General features: G+C 43.1%; 21 protein-coding genes. 13 read left to right on the forward strand and 8 right to left on the reverse strand.

Features of this window, described 5'->3' with window-relative positions; translation table 11 throughout:
- Positions 1–119 precede the first annotated feature (119 nt).
- Positions 120–482, forward strand: a complete 363-nt coding sequence (locus G8O23_RS14535) for an SHOCT domain-containing protein (protein ID WP_166366104.1) — start codon at positions 120–122, stop codon at positions 480–482.
- Positions 483–537: 55 nt separating this feature from the next.
- Here the strand turns inward: G8O23_RS14535 and G8O23_RS14540 are convergent, their stop codons facing one another.
- Together G8O23_RS14540 and rmuC are read right to left on the reverse strand one after the other, a co-directional pair.
- Complete coding sequence (locus G8O23_RS14540; RefSeq protein ID WP_166366106.1) at positions 538–1,464, reverse strand: glycosyltransferase family 2 protein; 927 nt, start codon at positions 1,462–1,464, stop codon at positions 538–540.
- A 19-nt stretch (positions 1,465–1,483) separates the two neighbouring features.
- A complete protein-coding gene (rmuC, locus tag G8O23_RS14545) occupies positions 1,484–3,088 on the reverse strand; it encodes a DNA recombination protein RmuC (protein ID WP_235942301.1) in 1,605 nt (534 codons plus the stop codon).
- Between the two features lie 166 nt (positions 3,089–3,254).
- Between rmuC and G8O23_RS14550 the strand changes: the two genes are divergently transcribed.
- Both G8O23_RS14550 and G8O23_RS14555 read left to right on the forward strand, forming a co-directional pair.
- On the forward strand, positions 3,255–4,439 hold the full coding sequence (locus tag G8O23_RS14550) for an MFS transporter (RefSeq protein ID WP_166366108.1): 1,185 nt from the start codon (positions 3,255–3,257) through the stop codon (positions 4,437–4,439).
- Complete coding sequence (locus G8O23_RS14555) at positions 4,436–5,047, forward strand: WbqC family protein (RefSeq protein ID WP_166366110.1); 612 nt, start codon at positions 4,436–4,438, stop codon at positions 5,045–5,047. The genes G8O23_RS14550 and G8O23_RS14555 overlap by 4 nt, the downstream gene beginning before the upstream one ends.
- A 582-nt stretch (positions 5,048–5,629) precedes the next feature.
- Here the strand turns inward: G8O23_RS14555 and G8O23_RS14560 are convergent.
- Together G8O23_RS14560 and G8O23_RS14565 are read right to left on the reverse strand one after the other, a co-directional pair.
- Positions 5,630–7,132 carry an OmpP1/FadL family transporter gene (locus G8O23_RS14560; protein WP_166366112.1) on the reverse strand — a complete coding sequence of 501 codons (1,503 nt, stop codon included), beginning with the start codon at positions 7,130–7,132 and terminating at the stop codon, positions 5,630–5,632.
- Positions 7,133–7,274: 142 nt separating this feature from the next.
- On the reverse strand, positions 7,275–8,810 hold the full coding sequence (locus G8O23_RS14565) for a hypothetical protein (RefSeq protein WP_166366114.1): 1,536 nt from the start codon (positions 8,808–8,810) through the stop codon (positions 7,275–7,277).
- A 99-nt stretch (positions 8,811–8,909) separates the two neighbouring features.
- Here G8O23_RS14565 and proS point away from each other — a divergent pair, with 99 nt between their 5' ends.
- From proS to G8O23_RS14585, 4 genes are all read left to right on the forward strand, one after another.
- Entirely contained in the window at positions 8,910–10,385 is a 1,476-nt protein-coding gene (proS, locus tag G8O23_RS14570) for a proline--tRNA ligase (RefSeq protein ID WP_166366116.1), read from the forward strand.
- Positions 10,386–10,409: 24 nt separating this feature from the next.
- Entirely contained in the window at positions 10,410–11,117 is a 708-nt protein-coding gene (locus G8O23_RS14575; RefSeq protein ID WP_166366118.1) for a hypothetical protein, read from the forward strand.
- Positions 11,118–11,149: 32 nt separating this feature from the next.
- Entirely contained in the window at positions 11,150–12,778 is a 1,629-nt protein-coding gene (locus G8O23_RS14580) for a dipeptidyl-peptidase 3 family protein (RefSeq protein WP_166366120.1), read from the forward strand.
- A 114-nt stretch (positions 12,779–12,892) separates the two neighbouring features.
- Entirely contained in the window at positions 12,893–13,471 is a 579-nt protein-coding gene (locus G8O23_RS14585) for a SiaB family protein kinase (RefSeq protein WP_166366122.1), read from the forward strand.
- Between the two features lie 12 nt (positions 13,472–13,483).
- On the opposite strand, the gene G8O23_RS14590 is transcribed toward G8O23_RS14585, so the two are convergent.
- On the reverse strand, positions 13,484–14,221 hold the full coding sequence (locus G8O23_RS14590; protein ID WP_166366124.1) for a hypothetical protein: 738 nt from the start codon (positions 14,219–14,221) through the stop codon (positions 13,484–13,486).
- Positions 14,222–14,423: 202 nt separating this feature from the next.
- On the opposite strand from G8O23_RS14590, the gene G8O23_RS14595 reads away from it, so the two are divergent.
- The 5 genes from G8O23_RS14595 to G8O23_RS14615 are packed head-to-tail and all read left to right on the forward strand — an operon-like array spanning position 14,424 to position 17,767.
- On the forward strand, positions 14,424–14,873 hold the full coding sequence (locus tag G8O23_RS14595) for a nucleoside deaminase (protein WP_235942305.1): 450 nt from the start codon (positions 14,424–14,426) through the stop codon (positions 14,871–14,873).
- A gap of 56 nt (positions 14,874–14,929) precedes the next feature.
- Positions 14,930–16,333: a tRNA uridine-5-carboxymethylaminomethyl(34) synthesis GTPase MnmE gene (mnmE, locus tag G8O23_RS14600; protein WP_166366128.1), complete on the forward strand. Its 1,404-nt coding sequence runs from the start codon at positions 14,930–14,932 to the stop codon at positions 16,331–16,333.
- 3 nt (positions 16,334–16,336) lie between these two features.
- Complete coding sequence (gene arfB / locus G8O23_RS14605; RefSeq protein ID WP_166366130.1) at positions 16,337–16,753, forward strand: alternative ribosome rescue aminoacyl-tRNA hydrolase ArfB; 417 nt, start codon at positions 16,337–16,339, stop codon at positions 16,751–16,753.
- Entirely contained in the window at positions 16,753–16,992 is a 240-nt protein-coding gene (locus G8O23_RS14610; RefSeq protein WP_235942302.1) for a DUF3820 family protein, read from the forward strand. Before arfB ends, G8O23_RS14610 begins: the two co-directional genes overlap by 1 nt.
- A gap of 13 nt (positions 16,993–17,005) precedes the next feature.
- Positions 17,006–17,767 (forward strand): acyl-[acyl-carrier-protein] thioesterase, encoded by a 762-nt coding sequence (locus tag G8O23_RS14615; RefSeq protein ID WP_166366132.1) that lies wholly within the window; start codon positions 17,006–17,008, stop codon positions 17,765–17,767.
- A gap of 51 nt (positions 17,768–17,818) precedes the next feature.
- On the opposite strand, the gene G8O23_RS14620 is transcribed toward G8O23_RS14615, so the two are convergent.
- The 3 genes from G8O23_RS14620 to G8O23_RS14630 all read right to left on the reverse strand — a co-directional run bounded on the left by G8O23_RS14620 (position 17,819) and on the right by G8O23_RS14630 (position 21,735).
- Positions 17,819–18,469 carry a LolA family protein gene (locus G8O23_RS14620; RefSeq protein ID WP_166366134.1) on the reverse strand — a complete coding sequence of 217 codons (651 nt, stop codon included), beginning with the start codon at positions 18,467–18,469 and terminating at the stop codon, positions 17,819–17,821.
- A gap of 15 nt (positions 18,470–18,484) precedes the next feature.
- Positions 18,485–20,920, reverse strand: coding sequence for an FtsK/SpoIIIE family DNA translocase (locus G8O23_RS14625; RefSeq protein ID WP_166366136.1), 2,436 nt, complete (start codon positions 20,918–20,920; stop codon positions 18,485–18,487).
- An 83-nt stretch (positions 20,921–21,003) separates the two neighbouring features.
- Complete coding sequence (locus G8O23_RS14630; protein WP_166366138.1) at positions 21,004–21,735, reverse strand: hypothetical protein; 732 nt, start codon at positions 21,733–21,735, stop codon at positions 21,004–21,006.
- A gap of 150 nt (positions 21,736–21,885) precedes the next feature.
- On the opposite strand from G8O23_RS14630, the gene G8O23_RS14635 reads away from it, so the two are divergent.
- Positions 21,886–22,857, forward strand: a complete 972-nt coding sequence (locus G8O23_RS14635) for a TIGR01212 family radical SAM protein (protein WP_235942303.1) — start codon at positions 21,886–21,888, stop codon at positions 22,855–22,857.
- Positions 22,858–23,060 lie beyond the last annotated feature (203 nt).

Raw genomic sequence — 23,060 nt, forward strand, 5'->3', positions numbered from 1 at the left:
AGAACTTATTTTCTGGATAGCTCGAATTTTTAGGCGTATTCAGTGGGGCTTATAGGTTTTTTTTGCTTATTTTCGAAAAGTTTCGGATGCTAGTGGTATTTATTAAACTATTTTTTGCTATGGAATATCAAACAATTCTTATTCTGGGTATAATAACATTAGTAATCTTTTTTGTGTTAAGAGAACAATATCGATCAAGAAAAAGAGCACAATTGCGCAATGCTTACCGAAATGCCCTGAAAAATGGAAACAAAACAAAGGCGTTAGCAATAGGTCGAAGATACTACAGTTACCTTAGAAATGGGAAATTGTCAATCTACGATGAACAAGCTATTAACAATGACATCAATACTATAACTGAAGGATCAAAAAATAATTTTACACATATCGATCAATTAGAAAAACTAAGTAACTTAAAAGAAAAAGGAGTAATAACGGAAGAGGAGTTTCTTTTAGAAAAGGCCAAACTTATAAACAGGTAGACTTTAGAATGTTGATACTAGCGCCATTTGTAATAAAACAAATGGCGTTAGCTTTTTAGCTAGTTTTTCCGTTTGATAGGTTCACCTTGTTGAAGACCTGAGCAATCATCCCCAGTTTGTACAAATCGAACAGCAGAATGGACGGCCTAGAGCTACACAGCATTCTGCGGATAAGCGGGTTGAATACGCGGAATATCCATCGTAACGGATACCCCATGCCGACGGTGCGAAAGGCACAGTAAAATCTAAGCAATCGAATGTTTTTCCGTAAACTTTTCTTCTGATCTGGAACTATCCTGAGCAAACGAACCAAATTGATAATCCCCTGTTCAGTTTTAATAAGGTAATCGAAGCAAGGCTCAATCCCCAGGTGTATACACGGGTTATTTATGTGAAGTATGGATACGTTGTGCTTTTTTAAATCGAGGCCAAACAGCGTGTCCTCATGCCCATACCCCGACATATCCTCGTTAAAGCGGATGGTGTTAAACACATCCTTACGGATCATGAAGTTACCGCTGAGAAACGATGAGTATGGTTTCACCTGTCTTCGTATGGCACTCCTGCTCTCCCGGTAGATTCCATATTTCCATCGAAGGTGTAACTCCGATTTAAATGGCTTTGGTCCATACGAAGTACCTCCACATATTACATTAGCTTGATCGATTACCGAATTGTAGTTATTGAGAAAGTTGGGCAGCTCGGGCATCATATCGCAGTCCATAAACAGCAGCCAGTTACCTTGAGCAAAGTCGGCAAGTCGATTACGGATTCTGCTACGGCCCAAATTATGGTCAAACTCGAGGTAGTGTACGTCTGAATTTATTGATACCCTAGAGTTGCGCTTTTTGTAGTACGATAGCGAAGCATCATCAAAAGCCAATATCTCTACCGATATATTAAACTCCCGTGCCTGCCTTAGCAACTCTTCGGCCAGCTCAGTAATATCAAAATTATAAATTGGAAGGCAAATGGATATCATACATTATCTTTCTACTACATTAACTCACTGGGACTATATCATCATCGTTATCGAGCAGGCTGCTGGGCAAACTCTTTTTGGCCTTTGCACCTAAGTCTTTTAGCTTTTGGGCTTGGTTCACCAGATTTCCTTTACCCTCCGAAAGCTGATTCATAGCCTGCTCATAGCTTTTCTGGCTTCGCATAATATTATCGCCAACGGATGTTAGGCTTTCAACAAACCCAACAAACTTATCGTACAGCTGTCCTCCTCGCTCGGCAATCTCCATGGCGTGCCTGTTCTGATACTCACGCTGCCATAGGTTATGAATAAGCCTTAGCGCTGCAATTAGGTTGGTTGGGCTGAGCAGAAGTACTCCTCGGGAGTATGCATAGTTCCAAATCTCAGGGTCGGCCTGCATTGCCAGGATAAAGGCTGGCTCAACGGGCAAAAACATGGTGACAAAATCGAGGCTTCCAACTAAATCCTGATACCCCTTAGAGCTCAAAATATCTATGTGATTTCGTATGGAGCGAATATGGTTGGCTAGCTCCTTTTGCTGCTCGTCGGGATTGTTGCTTGAACAGTACCGCTCGTAGGCCACTAACGACACCTTTGAATCGATTATTACTTTACGATTATCGGGGTACTGCACTATAACATCGGGCTGGAAACGCTTACCCTCCTCATCTTTTATAGACTCCTGTACGAAGTACTCCCTATCCTTCACCAGACCCGATTTTTCGAGAATACTCTCGAGTATCATCTCGCCCCAGTTACCCTGTTGTTTTACTTGCCCCTTAAGGGCGTTGGTTAGGTTGTTGGCCTCCTCGCTTATTCTTTGGTTTAGCACAACCAGCTTCTCAACCTCTTTCCCTAAGGAGAATCGCTCCTTGCTTTCCCTGTCGTAAACCTCCTCAACCTTTTTCTGGAATATCTGAATATTCTCCCCAAGGGGTTTGAGCAGCTGCTCAATGTTTGCCTGATTCAGCTCAGTAAAACGTTTGCTTTTATCCTCAAGGATACCATCGGCCAAAACCTTAAATTCGTTGGTAAACTTTTTCCCAAGGTCTTCAATCTCGGCTTTCTGCTTTTCGAGCGATTCCTTTAGATACTTATTCTCTTTGTCAAGCTCCACACCCCTTTCCTTCGATTCGGAGAGCGCTGCCTGTAGCGTTTTAACATCTGCCTTAAGCTGTCCGTTCTCGTCTATTTGTTTGCCAAGCTGCTCATTCAACGACTCGGCCTTTACCTTAATGGAGGCATAGTTCCTACTAAGTTCCTGAAAGGCTTCAACCCTTACCTTTAACTCCTCTTTTGCATTAGCCAGTTCTGCCTCAAGGTTAGCATGATGCTTCTTCACCTCGTCGAGCAGTGCCATTTGTGTTGATAATTTTGCCCCAAGATCCTCCCTCTGTCCTGCCAATCGCTCAGTTTCGGATAGAAGTCGCTCCCGTTCCAGCTGCATTCTCTCATCGCGGTCATGTAGAACCCTAAGTGTACCCTCGGCATCAATTAGCCTTTGCTTAAGCTCATCTGCGTTTTCCTCCCTCCCATTCTTTTTCAGAAGTATTTTATAAACCAGCACCGTAACTATGGCGCCAATTACTAGTCCTAATAGTATTGCAACAGGTAATTCGAGCATGGGTAAAGATATTTTACGAAATATGTCATGAAGATACTACTTTTTGCGGCTTCATACCACTTGTATCAACACTTGCATTTTGATTTATTTTTCAACAAGATGCAATTAGAAATCTATCGGTATTGGCTCACTATTTTATACTTTTGCAACTCACATCGGGTATATTATGACTAACAAACCAACCTTTTGGACCAAAGATTTTGTAATGCTAACCGTGGCCAACCTGCTAATGGCCATTGCTTTCTACTTCATGCTTCCGGTGTTGCCCATTTACCTTGTTGATAAGCTTTCTGTATCGAAGGGTGAGGTTGGAACAATCCTAGCTTTTTATACCATTGCCGCTTTGATGATTAGACCTTTTTCTGGTTGGGCAATTGACACCTTTGGTAGAAAAAAAATCTACCTAATAGCATTTCTACTTTTCTCTACATCATATGTAATATACCCCATAGCATCGGGTGTTACAGCATTCCTTGCAATTCGCTATTTTCATGGATTAACGTGGGGTACGTTAACAACCACGAGCTCAACAATTGCTGTAGATATTATTCCCCCATCGCGACGTGGCGAGGGTATTGGAATCTTTGGGCTTTCAATGACCATAGGTATGGCCATTGGGCCAATGATTGCAATACTCATTACTGGCGACACACGTTTCAACAGCCTTTTTGCATCGGCAATTGTTATTAGCTTGTTGGGCTTTATTCTTGCGCTTATTATTAAGTACCCAAAGTTTAGGTCGCAGAACAATAGCAAGGGTTTTAGCTGGAATGGGTTAATTGAAAAAACCGCATTGCCTGTATCGACAAATATGATGCTTGTTATGTTTACATATGGGGGTGTGCTTTCGTTTATTGCCCTGTATGCAAAGGATATTGGAGTGCAAAGTAGCGGATTATTCTTCTTGCTCCTTTCTGTTGGTATCGGCTTATCACGGGTTGGCTCTGGACGTTTGATCGACAAGCAAGGCCCCTCCGCTGTATCAGTAATAGGAATAATACTGCTTGTTGCGGGGTTTCCTATTTTGGCGCTTATACAAACCCCGCTGGGGTTTCATACTGCTGCTTTAATTCTGGGCTTGGGCTATGGTATGATTATGCCTACCTTTCAAACAATGGTAAACAATATAGCCCCTGCAAACAGAAGGGGTGCAGCCAACTCTTCGTTTTTCACTGCCTTCGATCTGGGAATTGGATTAGGAATGATTGGAACAGGTATTCTCTCCCAGTGGCTTGGTTTTGGGCACACCTTTATTATATCTTCAGCTATGAACCTAGCTGCGCTTACCCTATTTGGGCTCAGCACAATAAAGCATTATCAGAATCATTATAGTAAACCAATCACATCATGAGTGTTCTAGTTAGCACAGCATACCTCCCGCCAGTTGCCCTCTTTAAAACTTTTAAAAGATATGGACAAATACTGGTTGAGGCGCATGAAACCTACACAAAGCAAACCTATAGAAATAGGTGCGAGATTCTAACCGCCAACGGACCGCTTGCATTAACAATACCCGTAGTAAGGCCCAATGGAAACCATACCCTTATCAAAGATATTAGGATAGATAATTCTGTAAAGTGGTCAAGGGAGCACTGGCGCGCAATTGAATCGGCATACCGTTCATCGGCCTACTTTGAGCTGGTTGCCGATTACTTTACCCCATATTATACTAAGGAATGGAAATTTTTATGGGATTTCAACAGTTCCATTAATAATACAATTGTTGATCTGCTAGAGGTAGATGTCAAATTTGGGGAGACCACAAAATTTGAAAAGTCACCTGAAAACTTAATGGATTACCGGAACATTTTCAACCCAAAAAAGAAAGATTTGATTAGCGAAGAATTTGAAGCAAAACCTTACTATCAGGTTTTTGAAAACAAGTTTGGTTTTACACCCAACCTATCTGTTCTTGACCTGATTTGCAACTGTGGTATGGAGAGTGTTCTTTATCTATAACAATAGGCTTCACTGCCAATCACGTGGAAACACAATGCAAATAATGATTAGGGAAGAAGACCGAAGACAGAAGTTAGAAGACAGAAGTTAGAAGACAGAAGACGCCTGTCTCAGCTTATCTCAGAAACATAATTTGAATAGAGAAAACTTGTCATCAATACCTTTCAATAGATTGGGGACAAAGATTGGGGACAAAGATCACTTCCAAAGGCAGGCAAGCCTTCCAAAGGCAGGCAAGCTGTCAGCGTTTTGTTTGTGAATATTTTGCATTAAAAATCACTAGTGTCCGACTAAGTATTTTGGAAAATGATAATTATGTGATAGATTTCTGGCTTCGCTCGAAATGACAGGCTGTTACCCCCTCTCCCCTTAGACCTCTTGAAAGTACTGTCATTTCGAGCGAAGCGAGAAATCTATATTTATTAGTCGGTCAGTTGTGATTAAAAATATTGAGTCTACACAAACATAACTGTCACAAATATTGAAGTAGAACCTAATAATAAAGCTAAGTTTAAGATATACCCCCAAAGCAAAAGCAGAAGGCTTGATAGCCTCCTGCTCTTTCACAAAAAGAAATGTCTATTAAAACTTATAGCCTACTGTCATCATAAACCTGTTTTGGGCAACATCGCGATTAACAATTGGTGCCCCTGGGTATGGCGAGTACTTATCGCTTAGCTGTAGCCTTTGGTATGCCCAATCGAGGAATAAACTATTAATCCTAAAGCCAAAGCCACCCGAGAAAATATTAGTATGCGAACTAGCGTAGGGACTGCCACTTGAGTATGGGCTACCATAATAAGCGTATCCACCTCGTAAAGCCATCTTACCAACCCAAACCTCGCCACCTGCTCTCAGGTTAAATGTATTGGAAAATTCACTCTTTATTGTTGCATTCTCATTTGTAAACCTGTAGCCATCGCCTCCCTTACCAAACCGCATGGTGGAGTAGTCAACATACTCGTAATCTACGCTCAACAATCCTATTTTACCAAAAGTATACGCAGCAGACCCAATCAGTTTGAAAGGAGTTTCAATTTTATAATCGTATGCATTTAAAGGTGATTCTTCATTGGTTATCCCTAGAAAAAAATCGGATCCCATTACGGCATTGTATCTTTCCGACAAATCGTAGAATGTAGGTGTGTGTGCAGCAACACCCAAGCGCAGCTCTGGGATAGGCCTGTATATTACACCAACTTTAAAGTTTAAGCCGTATCCCTCAACGGTAAGCGTTTGGTTATAATACATCGAGTGGAACAGATCGCCATTAGGCAGCAGTTGGTTTGAAGATAATGCTGACTCAGAATAAAATGTCTTTTGCCTAAAGTACACATTTTGTATTCCAAGTGTTGCCCCAAAGTAGAATTTATTGGAGACGTTACCTCCAATGGAGAAGGTGTATTCTCCAATTCCTCCAATGCTCGACAGGGTTTGATCTTGATCTACTCCGTCACCATCGTTTAACGCTGCCCAGTATGATGTTGGGTTACCTGGCACAGTGTCAATTAAGAAATTATTCCAAGCCAATATTGCATCCCATGGAGCAAGTGTATTAAAGAAAAAGTTGTCGTCATCGGTAATGGTAAGATTCTCATAGTACACACCCTGTGCTTGATTGGCAAAATGATCCATTATTGAATTGTTGGTATTTCTTCCTAAAGCAGTAGTTTCGCTATAAAAGTCGTTTATCCTATTGTACCCCACACCAAAATTCAGCATCACCAACCCCAACTCTTCCTCACCCGAAGAAAATCTGTACGAGCCAACAATGCCAAGATTATCGAACATTACACGGGTTCTCTTATCTTCGAATGGAGAATTCAAGTAGTTAGTATTGTCAAGCCGTGATTTAAGCGTTGGAGTAATTGTAAACTCCGACGAACGATATACTCCAAGCCCTGCAGGGTTGTAGCTAAGCGATGTGAAATCGGCACCTAATGCGCCAAAAGCCCCCCCCATACCAACATATCGGGATGTTCCGTACAAGTGGTTTTGCGAAAGCCTTAAAACATCGGCAGCATCCTGTGCCTTAGCGAAGGATACAACCAGTAGTAGAATAAATACTAAACCTATTCTTTTCATATCATTATATACTAGTGAAGATGATTAGAAAAATTAAATAACCACGAGGGATTGCTTGCAAATGGAGATTGCCAGAATTACGGCTAAGTTTTTTTTAACAATCCCTCGTGGTTGTAATGACAGATATAAGATAGTTATTGAATTACCTTGACCTAGTAGAAGTACTGCTTGAACCAGTCGAACTCGATCCTGTACTGCTTGAACTACCGGAGCTGCTGCTTGAGCCAACGCTCGATGAACGTCCCGATGAGCTGCTTGAACCAACGCTTGAACTTCCACGAGTTCCTGTGCTGCCTACGCTACTCCCTTGTGAGCGACTAGTACTTGGCCTTCCCACGGCTGGTGCAGAACTCCTTGGTGGAGGCGTGTACGTTGAGGATGGTTGCCTTGGCGATCTAGTTGCACCACTTACATCCTGCCCTGTCCTAGTTCCGCTTCTAACACCTTCCGATGCAGGATAATTGCGGGATGAGGGAGCATTAAAACTATTGGCATTGCCTGGGTTAGGCCTTGTGTAACTTGGATTATGCGTTCTATCTGCTGAGCGTTCAGAAGTTCTGGTATTTACTGGGCTAACTCTTGTATGATTAACATCCCCACGATCTGGTCTTGTTACAATGCTATTGTCCTTACCACGAACAGGTTCTTTCACAGCAGATGTTTTTCCGCCTCGGTCACCAGCTATTCTGGTCTTTGTATCAGGATCCTGAGGTCTAGCTGTTACTGCTCCAGGTTGTGAAACCCTTCTATTTCCAGATGCCACAACTCCATCAATGGTGCCGGATTGTGTTCTTGTTATATTGGCATCACCCTTGCTGGGATTTGATCTTTCTCTCTCTCTTACACTTGCATTTCCATAGGTTGGCTGCTTATCGGCCATATCGCGTCGTGTACTGTTAACACCAGCAGTATAACTTGACTCAGCAATAGCTCCACGATTGTAGTTTACGGTACCCGTTCCGGGTCTACGTCCATAGTTGTAACGTGGAGTGCTACCCCAGTTATAACCATCATAAAACCCTGCATTGTACACACCGTAGGTACTCCAAGGGCTATACCACCCGTAAGACCAGTGGTTGTATATAGAGTAGTTCCAAGGTGAGGACCATGCATAGTAAGGGCTATAATAACCAAGCCCAAAGCTGTAGTATGGTCTGTAGTAACGTGAGCCAAAGTAAGGCCAACCAAACATAGCTGAAACGTAACGAGGCTCAACCCACACGTTTGACCCAACAACCATAACATTGTAAAACGCTGGGTCGTAGGCAGAGGCGTACCAGTAATCGTTAGAGTAATAAGCGCTCCAACTGCTAATGCCGTAATAGGGATCTCTCCTTGCATCTAACCTCCGTTGGTATGCATCCTCGTAGGAATCGGCTAATATCCTTTCGTAAGGATTAACGTAAGGATCGCTATAGATAGTGGTATCGGTACTACCAATCGAATCGTTAGCCAGAATATCAGTATACTTTTTCTCTAGCTCAGCGAGCTTAAGGCTCGAGCTGGTTTGCTGGCCCTGATTCTGCCTATTAGCCACCACCGTTTCGGAAGATTTAGGGTTGTAGTATAGATCATCTCCCTGATGGCCACTAGACCTGCTCATTTGCATACTCGAGGAGCATGCTCCCAAAAGGGATGCTACAAGAGCAACTGCGAAAAATTTAATTGTAGTTTTCATAACAACCTCCATTTATTTAAAAATTACTGTTTTATTTCTTTACTTTGCAACGTTAATTATTTACATAAAAAGCAACAAATTTCATACCAAGTAAAGCTGATGGCAAAAGGAATTACAAGCAGAAGTGAGAGTTATTCTCAGTGGTATAACGATATCGTGATTAAGGCCGGGCTGGCCGACCATTCCGCAGTGCGTGGATGTATGGTAATTAAACCCTATGGCTATGCCATATGGGAGAAAATTCAGCGGCAACTCGATGATATGTTCAAAGCAACAGGGCATCAAAATGCATACTTCCCGTTGTTTATTCCCAAATCGTTTTTTAGCAAAGAGGCCGATCATGTTGAAGGATTCGCCAAAGAGTGTGCCATTGTAACCCACTACAGATTAAAAAACGACCCTAATGGGAAAGGGGTGACTGTTGACGAAGACGCCAAGCTTGAAGAAGAACTAATTGTAAGGCCAACATCCGAAACCATTATTTGGAACACCTACAAAGGCTGGATACAGTCGTACCGTGATCTTCCAATCCTTATTAACCAATGGGCTAACGTGGTGAGATGGGAGATGCGGACAAGACTATTTCTTCGTACAGCGGAGTTTCTCTGGCAAGAGGGTCATACCGCCCACGCAACTAAGGACGAGGCAATGGAGGAGACCATAAAAATGGTTAACGTTTACGCTGAGTTTGCCCAGAAATGGATGGGTATGCCAGTAATTGTTGGAACCAAATCGGAGAACGAACGTTTTGCTGGTGCGCTCGAGACATACTGTATAGAGGCGTTAATGCAGGATGGCAAGGCACTACAAGCAGGCACATCGCATTTTCTTGGCCAAAACTTTGCCAAAGCCTTCGATGTTAAGTTCCAATCAAAGGAGGGTACACTCGATTACGTTTGGGCCACTTCTTGGGGCGTATCAACCCGCCTAATGGGCGCACTAATTATGGCACATTCCGATGATAATGGCCTAGTTCTACCTCCAATGCTAGCCCCCACACAGGTCGTATTTGTTCCAATTTACAAAACAGAGGAAGAACTTGCAAAAATATCAGAAAAGGTAAACGAGCTAAAGAAAGGATTGGAAGCCAAGGGCATCACAACCCATTTCGATAATAGGGACACGGTTAAACCTGGGTTTAAGTTTGCTGAGTACGAGCTTAAAGGGTACCCCATTCGAATTGCGCTTGGGCCAAAAGACCTTGAAAAAGGAACTGTTGAAATTGCCCGAAGAGATACGCTTACCAAGGAGTTCATAAATCAGGATCTTGTTGTTGACCACGTGGTAAAACTGCTGGATGATATTCAGCAAAACATTTTCAACAGGGCACTATCATTCAGAGAAGAAAGCACTACCAAGGTTGATACCTACGATGAGTTTAAACGAGTTCTCGATGAAAAACCAGGATTTGTTTTAGCCCACTGGGACGGTACTGCCGAAACTGAGGAAAAGATTAAGGACGAAACCAAGGCAACCATAAGGTGTATTCCTCTTGATGCCGAAGTGGAGGAAGGTAAATGTATTTACTCCGGTAAACCATCGAAACAAAGAGTAATTTTTGCGCGTGCATATTAGCACCGCTTATAATACTTAATACCAATGGATAAAGAGTCGAACAGCAAAAGCCCCAAGGCCCTTATAGTTGATACGCTAATCGAAAAATCGGGGATGAAGCAACAGGTTTACGAAAACACCATCGAAACCTTTAGCATTATCAAAAGCGTTCTACATGAATTATCAACCGAGCTTAATACTGACATCAAGAACAACGATAAGCGCATTAGGCTTGAGTACAAGGACAGGGGCAAGTTTGAAGCAGAAATGAGGGTTGCTGGTGATATTCTTATCTTCAGTATGCACTCCAACGTTTTTGAGTTCGATAGGGATCATAGTATCTGGAAATTACCCTACGTACAAGATAACAAGCTTAACTCCTATTGCGGTGTTATAAATATCTACAACTTCCTAACCGACTCGTTTAAATACAACCGAATTGACGACTTGGGCTACCTCGTTGGTCGGCTTTTTATCAATAGGGAAAATCATTACTTTGTTGAGGGTAAAAGGCAAATGGGCTTTTTATACAACAACTTTGGCCAAGCCATTATAAGCAGAGAGGCGGTACGAAAAATCATTGAAACCTCTATGCTATACTCACTAGATTTTGACCTACTGGTACCACCCTACGACATGGTGAAAATTGCAACCGTAGCTCAAATGAATAGCAAGATTGATGCCTCGAAACTTCAGACAGGTAAACGTCTTGGCTTTAAGTTTAACTCCGATGACGTACTGGAAGAAAAGTAAAACTTGCCCAAGGGCAATAAAACAACAGACATATGAAAAAGACAACTCTACTGATTTTAGTCGCAATGATAGTTGCAGGAACATCGTGCGATAAGAAATTAAAATCGAATGCTGATATGCAAGCTAAAGTAAATGCGTTTATTGAGGTTGAGCTGACAACAGACATAAGTCACCTCTCAGAAAACGAAAAAGAAATGTTGCCTCTTCTCTTCGAGGCTGCACAAATTATGGACGACATATTCTGGACGCAGGCTTATGGCGATAAAGAAAAACTCTTATCGCGAATTGATGACGATACCACTAAAGCCTTTGTCAACCTAAACTATGGCCCATGGGAAAGGCTAAACAACAACGCTCCTTTTATTGTGGGTTACGGCGAAAAGCCAATGGGTGCTAACTTTTACCCTGCCGACATGACTCAGGAAGAGTTTGAGGCGTTCGATGCCGACAACAAAACTAGCCTGTACACTATTATTAGGCGCAAAGCCGATGGTTCACTCGAATCTATTCCCTACAGCCAAGCCTATAAGAAGCAGCATGAAAAAGCAGCCAAGCTGCTTCGCCAAGCAGCAGAACTTGCTGAATACGAGAACTTGAAAAACTATCTAAATCTACGAGCCGAAGCGCTCCTATCCGATGATTATCTTGCCAGCGATATGGCCTGGATGGATATGAAGGATAACAATATTGACTTTATAGTTGGTCCAATTGAGAACTATGAGGATAGGCTCTTTAACTACAAAGCGGCACACGAAGCATTTATCCTTATTAAGGATTTGGAGTGGAGTCAGAAACTTTCGCGTTTTGCTGCACTTCTCCCTGCATTGCAGAGAAACCTTCCAGTTGCCAACAAGTACAAGGCCGAAGTGCCAGGCAGCGATAGCGACCTGGGTGTTTACGATGCTGTTTTTTATGCGGGCGACTGCAACGCGGGCAGCAAAACCATTGCCATAAATCTACCCAACGACCCCATTGTGCATATTGAGAAAGGTAGCCGCAAACTCCAGCTAAAAAACTCTATGCGTTACAAGTTCGATGAGATTCTGGTTCCCATTAGTAAAATAGTGATTGATGAGGAGCAGCGTAAGCACGTAACCTTCGATGCATTCTTTGAGAACACCATGTTCCATGAGGTGGCTCATGGTCTAGGAATTAAGAATACAATCAATAATAACGGCACTGTAAGAGAGGCGCTAAGGGAAACCTACAGCCCAATTGAAGAGAACAAAGCCGATATCTTAGGTCTATTCATGGTCTCGAACCTTGTAGCAATGGGCGAAATGGGCGAAAAGGATTTGATGGACAACTACGTAACCTTTATGGCAGGAATTTTCCGCTCGGTTCGCTTTGGCGCTGCATCAGCACACGGCAAGGCCAACATGATGAGGTTCTACTACTTCCAAGAGCAAGGGGCATTCACACGCAACCCCGAGACCGGAACCTACAAGGTTGATTTTGAGATGATGACCAAAGCCATGAACTCCCTTGCCGAAAAGATACTGGTTGTTCAGGGCGATGGAAACTACCAAGAGGCCAAAAAAATGCTCGATGAAATGGGCTACATCAAGGAGGAACTCCAGGCAGATTTAAACAGAATTAACGAGTCTAATATCCCTGTGGATATCAGGTTTAAGCAAGGGCTCGAAATGCTAGGTCTATAAGCTAACGCAAGTATAAAGTGGCCGGTAAAACCGGCCACTTTCTTACTACATAATCATCGTTTCCTGCGAATAGAATATTTTATTACCTTAGCCCAAAATAATCCAACTACCACAATGAATCTAACTTTCAATTTCATAAAATCCGTTTCGAATATCTACGACGAGATGATGGAAAATGGATTTTCACTTGTTTACCTTGGGGAGTTTAGCCATGAGATTACCAAGATGTTTACCTCCATGGCCGAGTCGGATATGGAAAAGCAAAGCGAAGAGCGTTCTGTGCAGCGCAAGGTATACCATGTTATGGTTGAGACCCTGCAAAATATGAACAAGCACTCCGACGAAATACGAGACGGGAAAATTGGAAGCGGACTTTTTATCATCGGGAAAAAGGATGACACCTACTATATTATTACTTCAAACAAGGTAGCTCGCAAGCACAAGGACGACTTGGAGAACTCACTGATTACCGTGAACAACGCCTCTAAGGAAGAGCTAAAGGAGATGTATAAGAAGCAGATTAAGGAAGGTAAACTATCATCGAAAGGCGGCGCTGGGTTAGGCCTTATAGATATAGCTCGTAAAACAGGCGAAACGCTAAACTACCAGTTTTTACAGCTCGACGGTGAGAACTTCTACTTTATCCTAAAGGTAGAGATTAACGCGAAAAAATTTGCCAAGGAGGCCTACTAATAGCCATCCCTATTACCAACGGGTTTCGCTAAAAAGGTTAGGATCAAAAAAATCATCGGGTAAGGAGCTGGGCAAACGAATATCAAAATATTTCTCGTATAGGTACATCTGTCCGTTTTCGAAATACTGAACCTCGGTGGCTACAGGCTTATCGTATATCATCTTATAGTTTTGATAAAAGATCTCTGTAACCCCATTTTCATCCACCTTACGAATTCCATGGAATAATAAATCGTCCTTACCAACCCAAAAACATTTCACGTTGTTATTTCCAACCTCATAATACTCCTTACCTTTTATCGTAGTAACTCGAACCATCGACAGATCGATACCTAACCCTACAACCTTAGGAATAACAATGGAGGGGTTAACCGAGTACATGTCGTAGCCCAAAATCATAACCTCATGCAACCTGGGACGGGTTCCTATAAGCTTGTTATGATTAAATGTGAACAATGAATCGTTTACCACAAGCCATCCCCTACCCGACGAAAAATCTTTATATCGGATATGCAGCCTGCTTGGAGATGAGTAGGCAACCATCCACACCTCGTTGCGAACAAGGCTGTCGTTCTTATACCTATACATATCCTGCTTAAATGTGATATGGCTATACCAATCGCTTGAGTAGCGTGAATGTATTTGCCCAATAAGTTCTTCGCCATTGGTAAGTGGTTGGGAAGCAAAAACGCCTAAAGCACAAAAAGCTAAGGCTAAAGTTGCAATTGCTGTACAGATTGACTTTTTCATAGTACCAAGAATTCTAACCCATCGATTAAAAAAGTTTGGGTTATACAACATGTGCAATATAGAGAATTTGAAGAGAATAAAAGATCTAATGCCAAAAGATTTTGAATCATTTTAAAGATTTAGATTGGCTCTATTAGAATTTATTGCGATTTTTGTGGGTTAAAATAAACAGATAAAGATGGAAGAGAAGCACGAGGATTTTATGAGAGAGGCCATAGGGCTTTCTGTTGAAAATGTGATGAACCAAGGAGGGCCATTCGGGGCAGTTATTGTAAAAGACGGAAAGGTAATTGCAACTGGTGTAAATAGGGTAACAGGAAACAACGATCCTACCGCCCATGCCGAGGTAATGGCCATTAGAGCTGCCGCTCAAAAACTTAACGACTATAACCTTAGCGGATGTACAATTTATACGTCATGTGAGCCTTGCCCTATGTGCCTATCGGCCATTTACTGGGCACGAATTGACGAGATATACTTTGGCAACACAAAGTTGGACGCTAAGAACATTGGCTTTGACGATTCATTTATTTACGATGAGATTGAAAAACCCATAGAAGAACGGAAAGTAAAGGCACATCAGATTTTGCATAACGAGGCGCTGGAAGGTTTTAAGAAATGGAAAAACTTTGAAGGCAAGGTTGAGTACTAGCACTTTTCCTATTCTTAGCCCAAAGTACACGCACAAAATTACCACTGTATTAATTAATGACCAGAGATACCACCATAGTAGCCATTGCAACTGCTGCCGGAATGGGCGCCATTGCAGTAATTCGCTTGAGCGGAGAGCAATCGTTAAGCATCTGCGAGAAGGTTTTTAAACCTACAAAAAGGGGCAAGAAGCTATCCGATCAGCCTGCCTACACCATTCATCATGGTAAAATTATTGATGATACCCGAGTGGTGGATGATGTATTGGTAAGTATTTTTAAAGCACCCCACTCCTACACCGGCGAGGATGTGGTGGAGATTTCGTGCCACGGGTCGGTGCTTATTCAGAGGCAAATACTAGAGTTGCTTATTAAGCATGGCGCCACCCACGCCCAAGCGGGTGAGTTCACCCTCCGCGCCTTTCTTAATGGCAAAATGGATCTGTCGCAAGCCGAGGGTGTGGCCGACCTTATTGCATCCACCAGCGAAACTGCTCGTAGAGTAGCCCTCGATCAGATACGGGGAGGTTTTTCCAATCAGCTCAAGGAGCTGCGCACTCAGTTGCTTAACTTTATCTCCCTAATTGAACTTGAACTCGATTTTAGCGAGGAGGATGTGGAATTTGCCGACAGAGAGCAGCTGTACAAACTTGTTGAGGAAACAGAGAAACAAACAACTAAGCTGCTGGAGTCGTTTAAACTGGGGAATGTTATTAAAGCCGGAGTACCTGTAACCATTGCCGGCAAGCCTAACGTGGGCAAATCGACGCTATTAAACAGAATACTGAACGAGGAGAAGGCAATTGTTTCGGATATTGCTGGAACAACCCGCGATAGCATTGAGGATACCATTGTAATAGAAGGTGTAACCTTCAGGTTTATCGATACGGCAGGCCTAAGGCATACAACCGATACTGTTGAGTCAATAGGGATTGAGCGAGCCTATGCCAAAATTTCGCAAGCACATATTGTGCTTTTACTTGTTGATACGCGAACTGCCATTGACGAAACCCTTGATGAGATTGACAGCATTAGGAATTCGCTAAAAAACGACCAACGGATAATTATACTGGCCAATAAGGTTGATATGGTAGACGATAGCACCCATAGCAACTTCACATCAAGCATTAGAGAAAGGTTTAGGGATATTACCCTAATACCGCTATCGGCCAAACACGGTCAAAATATGGACACGCTGCTACATGAGCTGGTAAAGGGTTACCAAATACCCGTGGGCAACGACGAAGCGGTAATCGTCACCAATGCCCGTCACTACGAGTCGCTCCTAAGAGCGCAAGAAAATTTGCATCGGGTTAAGGAAGGAATTAATCGCAATATCCCCACCGACCTGCTGGCTATGGACATTCGACAAGTGCTGCACTACATTGGCCAGATCACAGGAAGCGTATCAACAGACGAGATATTGGGTAATATCTTTTCGAAGTTTTGCATAGGAAAGTAACATATGAATAACCCCAATAGATGCAACAAAGATTTTAGCACCGAATTTACCTTCGCAGCATCACGCAGCGGGGGGGCTGGCGGACAAAATGTGAATAAGGTGAACACCAAGGTGGAGCTTCGTTTCTCGGTTGCCAATTCCCAGCTACTTAGCGATTACGAGAAGGAAGTTATTACAGAAAAACTGGCCAACAGAATAAATTCCGATGGTGAGCTAATAATAGTATCGCAGGTTGAGCGGAGCCAGCTGGGCAACAAGCTTAGGTGCATTGAGAAGTTTTACGAGTTGATTAACCAAGCGCTAACCCCACGCAAAAAGCGAAAGCCTACGAAGCCCACCAAAGCCTCACAGGTTAAGCGAGTTGATAAAAAGCGGCAACGTTCGGTTAAGAAGGAGCTTCGCAAAAAACCAAACATCTAATGGAAGATATTGCCCCACAGGGTATGAACCCGCAAATAGTAAGGGACTTAATTACAACCAAGATGCCTTACGGCAAGTACAAAGGTGTGGCAATTTATCGTTTACCCGAACCCTACCTTGTTTGGTACCACAGCAAAGGGTTTCCTCAGGGAAGGCTGGGGATGCTTTTGCATACCATCTATGAGGTTAAGCTAAATGGGCTAGAGTATCTTTTAAAACCCTTCTTAAACAAGAGGTAAAAGCTATATGGATATGAAAACTGTTGATATTAAAAACTTTTTTAAAAGAGAATTTCAGGTTAACTCCTATCATACCGACCTTAACGGCAGGCTCTCAATCCCATCGATATTCCTATTCTTTCAAGAGATAGCCTGGGAGCACGCATCGATGTATGGCTTTGGATACGACGATTTGAAGGATCACAGCTCATTCTGGGTGCTATCGAGGATACATCTTGAAGTAGACGAACTACCCAAGTGGACTGAGAGTTTTACCCTAACCACATGGCCCAGTGGTACCGACGGCCCTTTTGCCCTGCGCGATTTTATTATCACCAACACTCAAGGGCAGCAGGTTATAAGGGCCACATCGAGCTGGCTTATAGTGGATGCCCATACACGCCGACCCAAGCGTCCCGATGCCTTTAAGGACAGGATGTCCATTTGCGATACCATTAGGGCTACACCCTGCAATGCTCCAAAAGTAGGCAACTCCGAAGGCAAGCTAATTCACGAGGTTCAGCATACCGTTGGGGTTTGCGATATTGATGTGAATGGGCATATCAACAACACCAAGTACATCGAGTGGGCAGTAAACTCATTCTCTGAGAACGATTACAAAAACCTATCGATTAACCAAATAGATGTTAACTTCCTTTCGGAAGGTTTCTGCAACAATGTTTGCACGCACAGGACCGAAGCCATTGACAATACCACCCGACGAACCGCCATTGTAAGAGAAGATAACGCTAAGGTTTTAGCAGTGGTAAGCATTTGTAGTGGGCAAAAAGAATAGGGTAGAACTTATCGTCTACCCTAAATATCAACAGAAAAACTCTAGCGTCGGTTACCTTAAATCCACCACCTCAATTCCCCGATGTTTTTGAGGATCGAAAACAAAGCTCTCATCCTTAACATTGGTGTTGGGCTTAAACTTGCTTACCTCAATTATGTAGTTTATCCCATCCTTGCCCTGATACTTAATTGATATGGGGTCGAGATTTTGCTTCTTAAAAATGATCTTTATAAGCGAGTATGGCTCCGACAGATCCTCGGGATAAAGATCAACCTCGTAAAGGGCAACCCCTTTTTCAACCTTTTCGCCAATAAAACGCGACTTAAAATCTTGCTCGTAATCTCTGAAAATTTGTGTTGGGTCATCTAGAAATCCTCCATCGAGCGAGGTGGGAACTGAGATTGTAACCTCATTGGCATCGGGGATAAACTGCCACTTGGTGGAACCATCGTAGTAAACCTCCATACCCATTAGATCGAGAAAATACTTATTCCCCTTAAAAGTTAGCGTGCCACTGTGAGTATCGGAAAACCCCTCCTGTAAATTTTCAAGGGTAAATGAAAAGTCGGCCTCAATGGTTTTATAGGTCTGCATCTTTTCGGAAAAAGATTTAATAAGATCTTTACCTAGCGGTGCCGACTGCCCCATTGCCAAAATACTTGCCCCAATTAGGGCTCCAACTGTTAAAAAAAATCGCCTCATCTATGTAAATTGAAATTAGTAATTACTTTCGTTCGTCTTGGGCTCGTTAAGGCCTTTGAAGATATGTTCAAGCGACATTTCATCCTGAATTAAAACCTGTCGTGCCTTGCTTCCCTCAAATGGGCCAACGATACCTGCAGCCTCTAGCTGATCAATAATCCTGCCAGCCCTGTTGTAACCAATGGAAAATTTTCGCTGGATCAGCGAGGTTGACCCCTGCTGATTGGCAACTATCACGCGCGCAGCATCTTCGAATAGGTCGTCGCGTTTGGTTAAATCAACTTCTAAACTTTCTTCTGCTGAATCGCCGCTGTACTCCGGAAGCATAAATGCGGATGCATAGCCTTTCTGATTGCCAATAAAATCGGTAACACGCTCCACCTCGGGGGTATCAACAAATGCGCATTGTATCCTAATCATCTCGTTGCCTGTTGACAGAAGCATATCGCCCTTACCAATAAGCTGGTTTGCACCGGGCGAATCGAGAATAGTGCGCGAATCGATCATTGAGGTTACCCTAAAGGCGACACGTGCAGGGAAGTTGGCCTTAATAACCCCTGTAATAATATTTGTTGTGGGGCGCTGCGTAGCTATAATTAGGTGAATACCAACCGCACGGGCCAGCTGTGCTAGGCGCTGAATTGGCCCCTCAATCTCGCGGCCAGCCGTCATAATCAGGTCGGCAAACTCATCTATTATCACCACGATGTAGGGTAAGTACTTATGCCCTTTGTTGGGATTTAACCGCCTGGCAACGAACTTCTCATTGTATTCTTTCACCGTGCGTACATGTGCTGCCTTAAGCAGGTCGTACCGAGAATCCATCTCAATGCACAGCGAGTTTAGGGTATTAATAACCTTCTGCGTATCGGTAATAATAGCCTCATCGGTATCGGGTAGCTTGGCAAGGAAGTGTCGTTCGAGCTTATTATAAAGGGTTAGCTCCACCTTTTTGGGATCTACAAGCACAAACTTAAGCTGCGCTGGGTGCTTTTTGTAAAGCAGCGAGGTGATGATGGCATTTAGCCCCACCGACTTACCCTGACCAGTTGCTCCGGCTACCAGCAGGTGGGGCATTTTGGTGAGATCGACCACAAAGGTCTCGTTGGATATGGTTTTGCCCAGGGCAATGGCCAAATCGAACTTGTTCTCCTGAAACTTGGCCGAACGGAGTATGGAGTACATCGAAACCACTTCGGGGCGCTGGTTTGGCACCTCAATACCAATGGTTCCCCTACCGGGGATAGGAGCAATAATTCTAATTCCCAATGCGGCAAGGCTCAATGCTATATCGTCCTCAAGGTTCTTAATCTTACTAATACGTACCCCGGGGGCAGGAACTATCTCATAAAGGGTTACTGTTGGCCCCACGGTGGCTAGAATTCGGGCTATTTGAATGTTGTAGTTCCCAAGGGTTTCAACAATCTTATTCTTGTTGTTTAGCAGCTCCTCGTCCGACACAGGAGCCTGCCTATTCTTGTAATCCTCGAGCAGCTCAAGGGGTGGTCGCTGGTACGAAGAGAGATCGAGCGTTGGGTCGTAAAAATCTTGTTCTTCTACCTGACCTATGGCCCCCTCCTCCTCGGTAATACGCTGCACTTCAATCTCCACATCGTTAGTGTCCGACTCGAGCTTGGTGGTCTCTGTATGAACCTTGGGTTTCTCTTCGGGGGTGTTTGGTACTATATCAATATTGGGTTCGATTTCGGGTTTTATTTCGTGCCCAGTATCTAGTGTAACTACCGGCTGCTTCTCCTTCTCAGGTTCTTCAACCTCAAATGAATCGAAAGTTTTATACATTGAACTCTCATCGGCCTGCACTGGTTTTGGCATTGCTTTGAGCACATCTATTACCTGACGTGCTGTTCTCTTTGCAAACAAAACGAACTTATCGCTTACAAAAAATAGGTACGATACAACGAGCACTAACAATAGAAAAGCCGTTCCAGTTTTACCAATAAATGCGTTGAGCCATTGCGTGATGAACAACCCATGGGCACCACCCAAACCACTACCTAAGTATCCCCCTGCATTTTCGAAAAGAAACCCCAGCACCAGCGATAGGATAAGCATACCCACTAAACCACGGAAAAAGGTTTTGCGCAAAGGGAGGAGCCGAATCTTGAGTAGCCTAAAGCCTCCCAAGCCAACAAGAAATGGGATTGTGAAAGATGCCAAGCCGAACCAGCGGTTGAGGAACTGCGAGGCAAAAGATGCGCCAACCTTTCCGGCCCAATTCTCGACCCTAACTGAGGTGCTGGAGAAAATTGACTGCCACTCAAAGCTCTGGTCGACCTGCCATTTAAACAGATACGATACAAATGCGATGATTAGATACAACGCGAACAGAATGGTGAAAAAGCCTAATGTGAACCTAATCCTCTCGTCGCTTAAGAGATTGCCTTTCTTCTTAACGCCGCTATTCGAGTTATTACCATTCTTCTTTGCCATACTTTGCTTAGTGTGTATATTACGAAAATTCCCTCACAAAGTAAGGGAATTATTCTGATTCTACGAAAACAGAAGCCGTGTATCTACCTAAGTAATTCAACCACATCTTTCACCACTTCTAAGCCAACCTGTTCATATTCGAGAGGAATTATAAATTCATCGTCAGATACTTTTGCTTGCTTTACTGCAGATGCTTTGATATTCATTTTTTGACCAAACATTATGGAGGTAAACTTAAGCATTACGCCATCGATAACCTCAAACGGAGTGTTTGCATTTGGGTTGGCAATATCAATTTCCTGTGTGTAGTAAATGTTAAAAGCATTATGCAGCGTATCGTCAAAAGTAGCCACGGCCACATTGCACTGATACCCTAGGTACTCCTCTACCCTATCGGTTTTTTCGATGGTAAACTTTGGCATATCTTGGTAGGCAAAGGGGTAACTATTCTCCTGCAAGGGCTCTTGATAGTACAACTTTTTGTTAAGCAATTTAATTAGCATGTAGGCCCTCTCCTGCTGCTTGTTTTGAATAAATGCAAAAGAGAACGCACCCGACAATCCCTCTATCTTATTGATTGTATTGTTATCCTTAAACTTGATTACCATCTTGCTTGGCCTCATGCTAGGGTTGAACCTTGGGGCAACCATCGAATCGTCGTACTCAATGGCATACTCAATGTACCCTTCGCAAAAATGCTTTTTAACCACCGAGTCGGAGCATGATTCCAAGCCAAACAAAACACCAATAGCTAACGGCAACAAAAGTATGCCTGAGTAACTAAAGATGTTTAAGGGGTTATTTTTAAGACTCATAAATTTACTTGAAATGGACTCTAAATATAACACTTCAAAAAATAAATATATAATTTTTTTGGCTTTTCAGTCAAAAAAATGCCGAACTACCATTGGCGATGGCAGGGCGAAAGATTATCAAACCTATTATAGTTCCAAGGCCAAGGAAATATGGCTACATTTGCAGCAAAAGAATTATTTATGTACAAATGGGGCGATAATCGCCGTTTTAATAGCTACGCTGGTTACATTAAGCGAAAGTTTGGGGGTAGGGTTCAGAAGCTTACCCTCGATGCTGGGTTTACGTGTCCAAACCGCGATGGAACCATAAGCATTGGCGGGTGTGCTTACTGTAATAACGACTCGTTTAATCCCAACTACTGTACCCCGAACAAATCGATAACCCAACAGCTAAGCGAAGGGATTGACTTTCATAATTTTCGCTACAGAAGAGTAGAGAAATACCTTGCTTACTTTCAAGCATTTTCCAACACATATGCGCCTCTACCCAGGCTCAAAGAGCTTTATGGAGAGGCTTTATCGCATCCTAAGGTGAATGGACTAGTAGTGGGAACTCGTCCCGACTGTATTGATGAGGAGAAGCTCGATTACCTTGCTGAGCTAGCAAAGGAGTACTACGTATCGGTTGAGTATGGGGTTGAGTCGTGCTACAATAGAACCCTTAAGCGCATAAACAGAGGACATGATTTTGAAAAATCGGTTTGGGCCATTGAGCAAACCGCTAGACGTGGGTTAAATGTGGGAGCACATTTCATCATAGGATTGCCCGGCGAAAGCAGAGCCGACCTTGTAAGTCAAACCGAAATAGTGAGCCAGCTCCCCCTAACCACCATAAAGTTTCACCAGCTGCAAATAGTACGAAATACATCGTTTGCATTGGAGTATGAGAAGACACCCGAAGCATTCAACTTTTTTGGTATTGATGAGTACCTTGAGCTGATGGTTGAAATTGTTGAGCGACTTACCCCTTCGATTGTTATTGAGCGTTTTACTGGCGAAGCCTCGCCCAGAACCCTTATTGCTCCCATTTGGGGTAAATACCGATCCGATCAGCTGCTGCAGAAATTTGAAAATCTGCTTGAACAAAAGGATACTTGGCAAGGGAAGTTTTTTAGTTCATAGAGTGCCTAGAGTTCATAGAGTGCCTAGAATTCATAGAGTTGAAAGTTTAGAGTTGTGTAATGCCATTTATCAGTCAACCAATCTTTCAATCAACCGATTTTTCAATCAGTCAACCAATCCTCGTCATTAGGGCACAAAACGCCCTTCTTACGAGGCAATCAACCTGCCTGCCTTTGGCCATAGCCGTCAAGTTAAGATCAATT

The sequence above is a fragment of the Perlabentimonas gracilis genome (assembly GCF_011174675.1).
Taxonomy (GTDB): Bacteria; Bacteroidota; Bacteroidia; order Bacteroidales; family Tenuifilaceae; genus Perlabentimonas; species Perlabentimonas gracilis.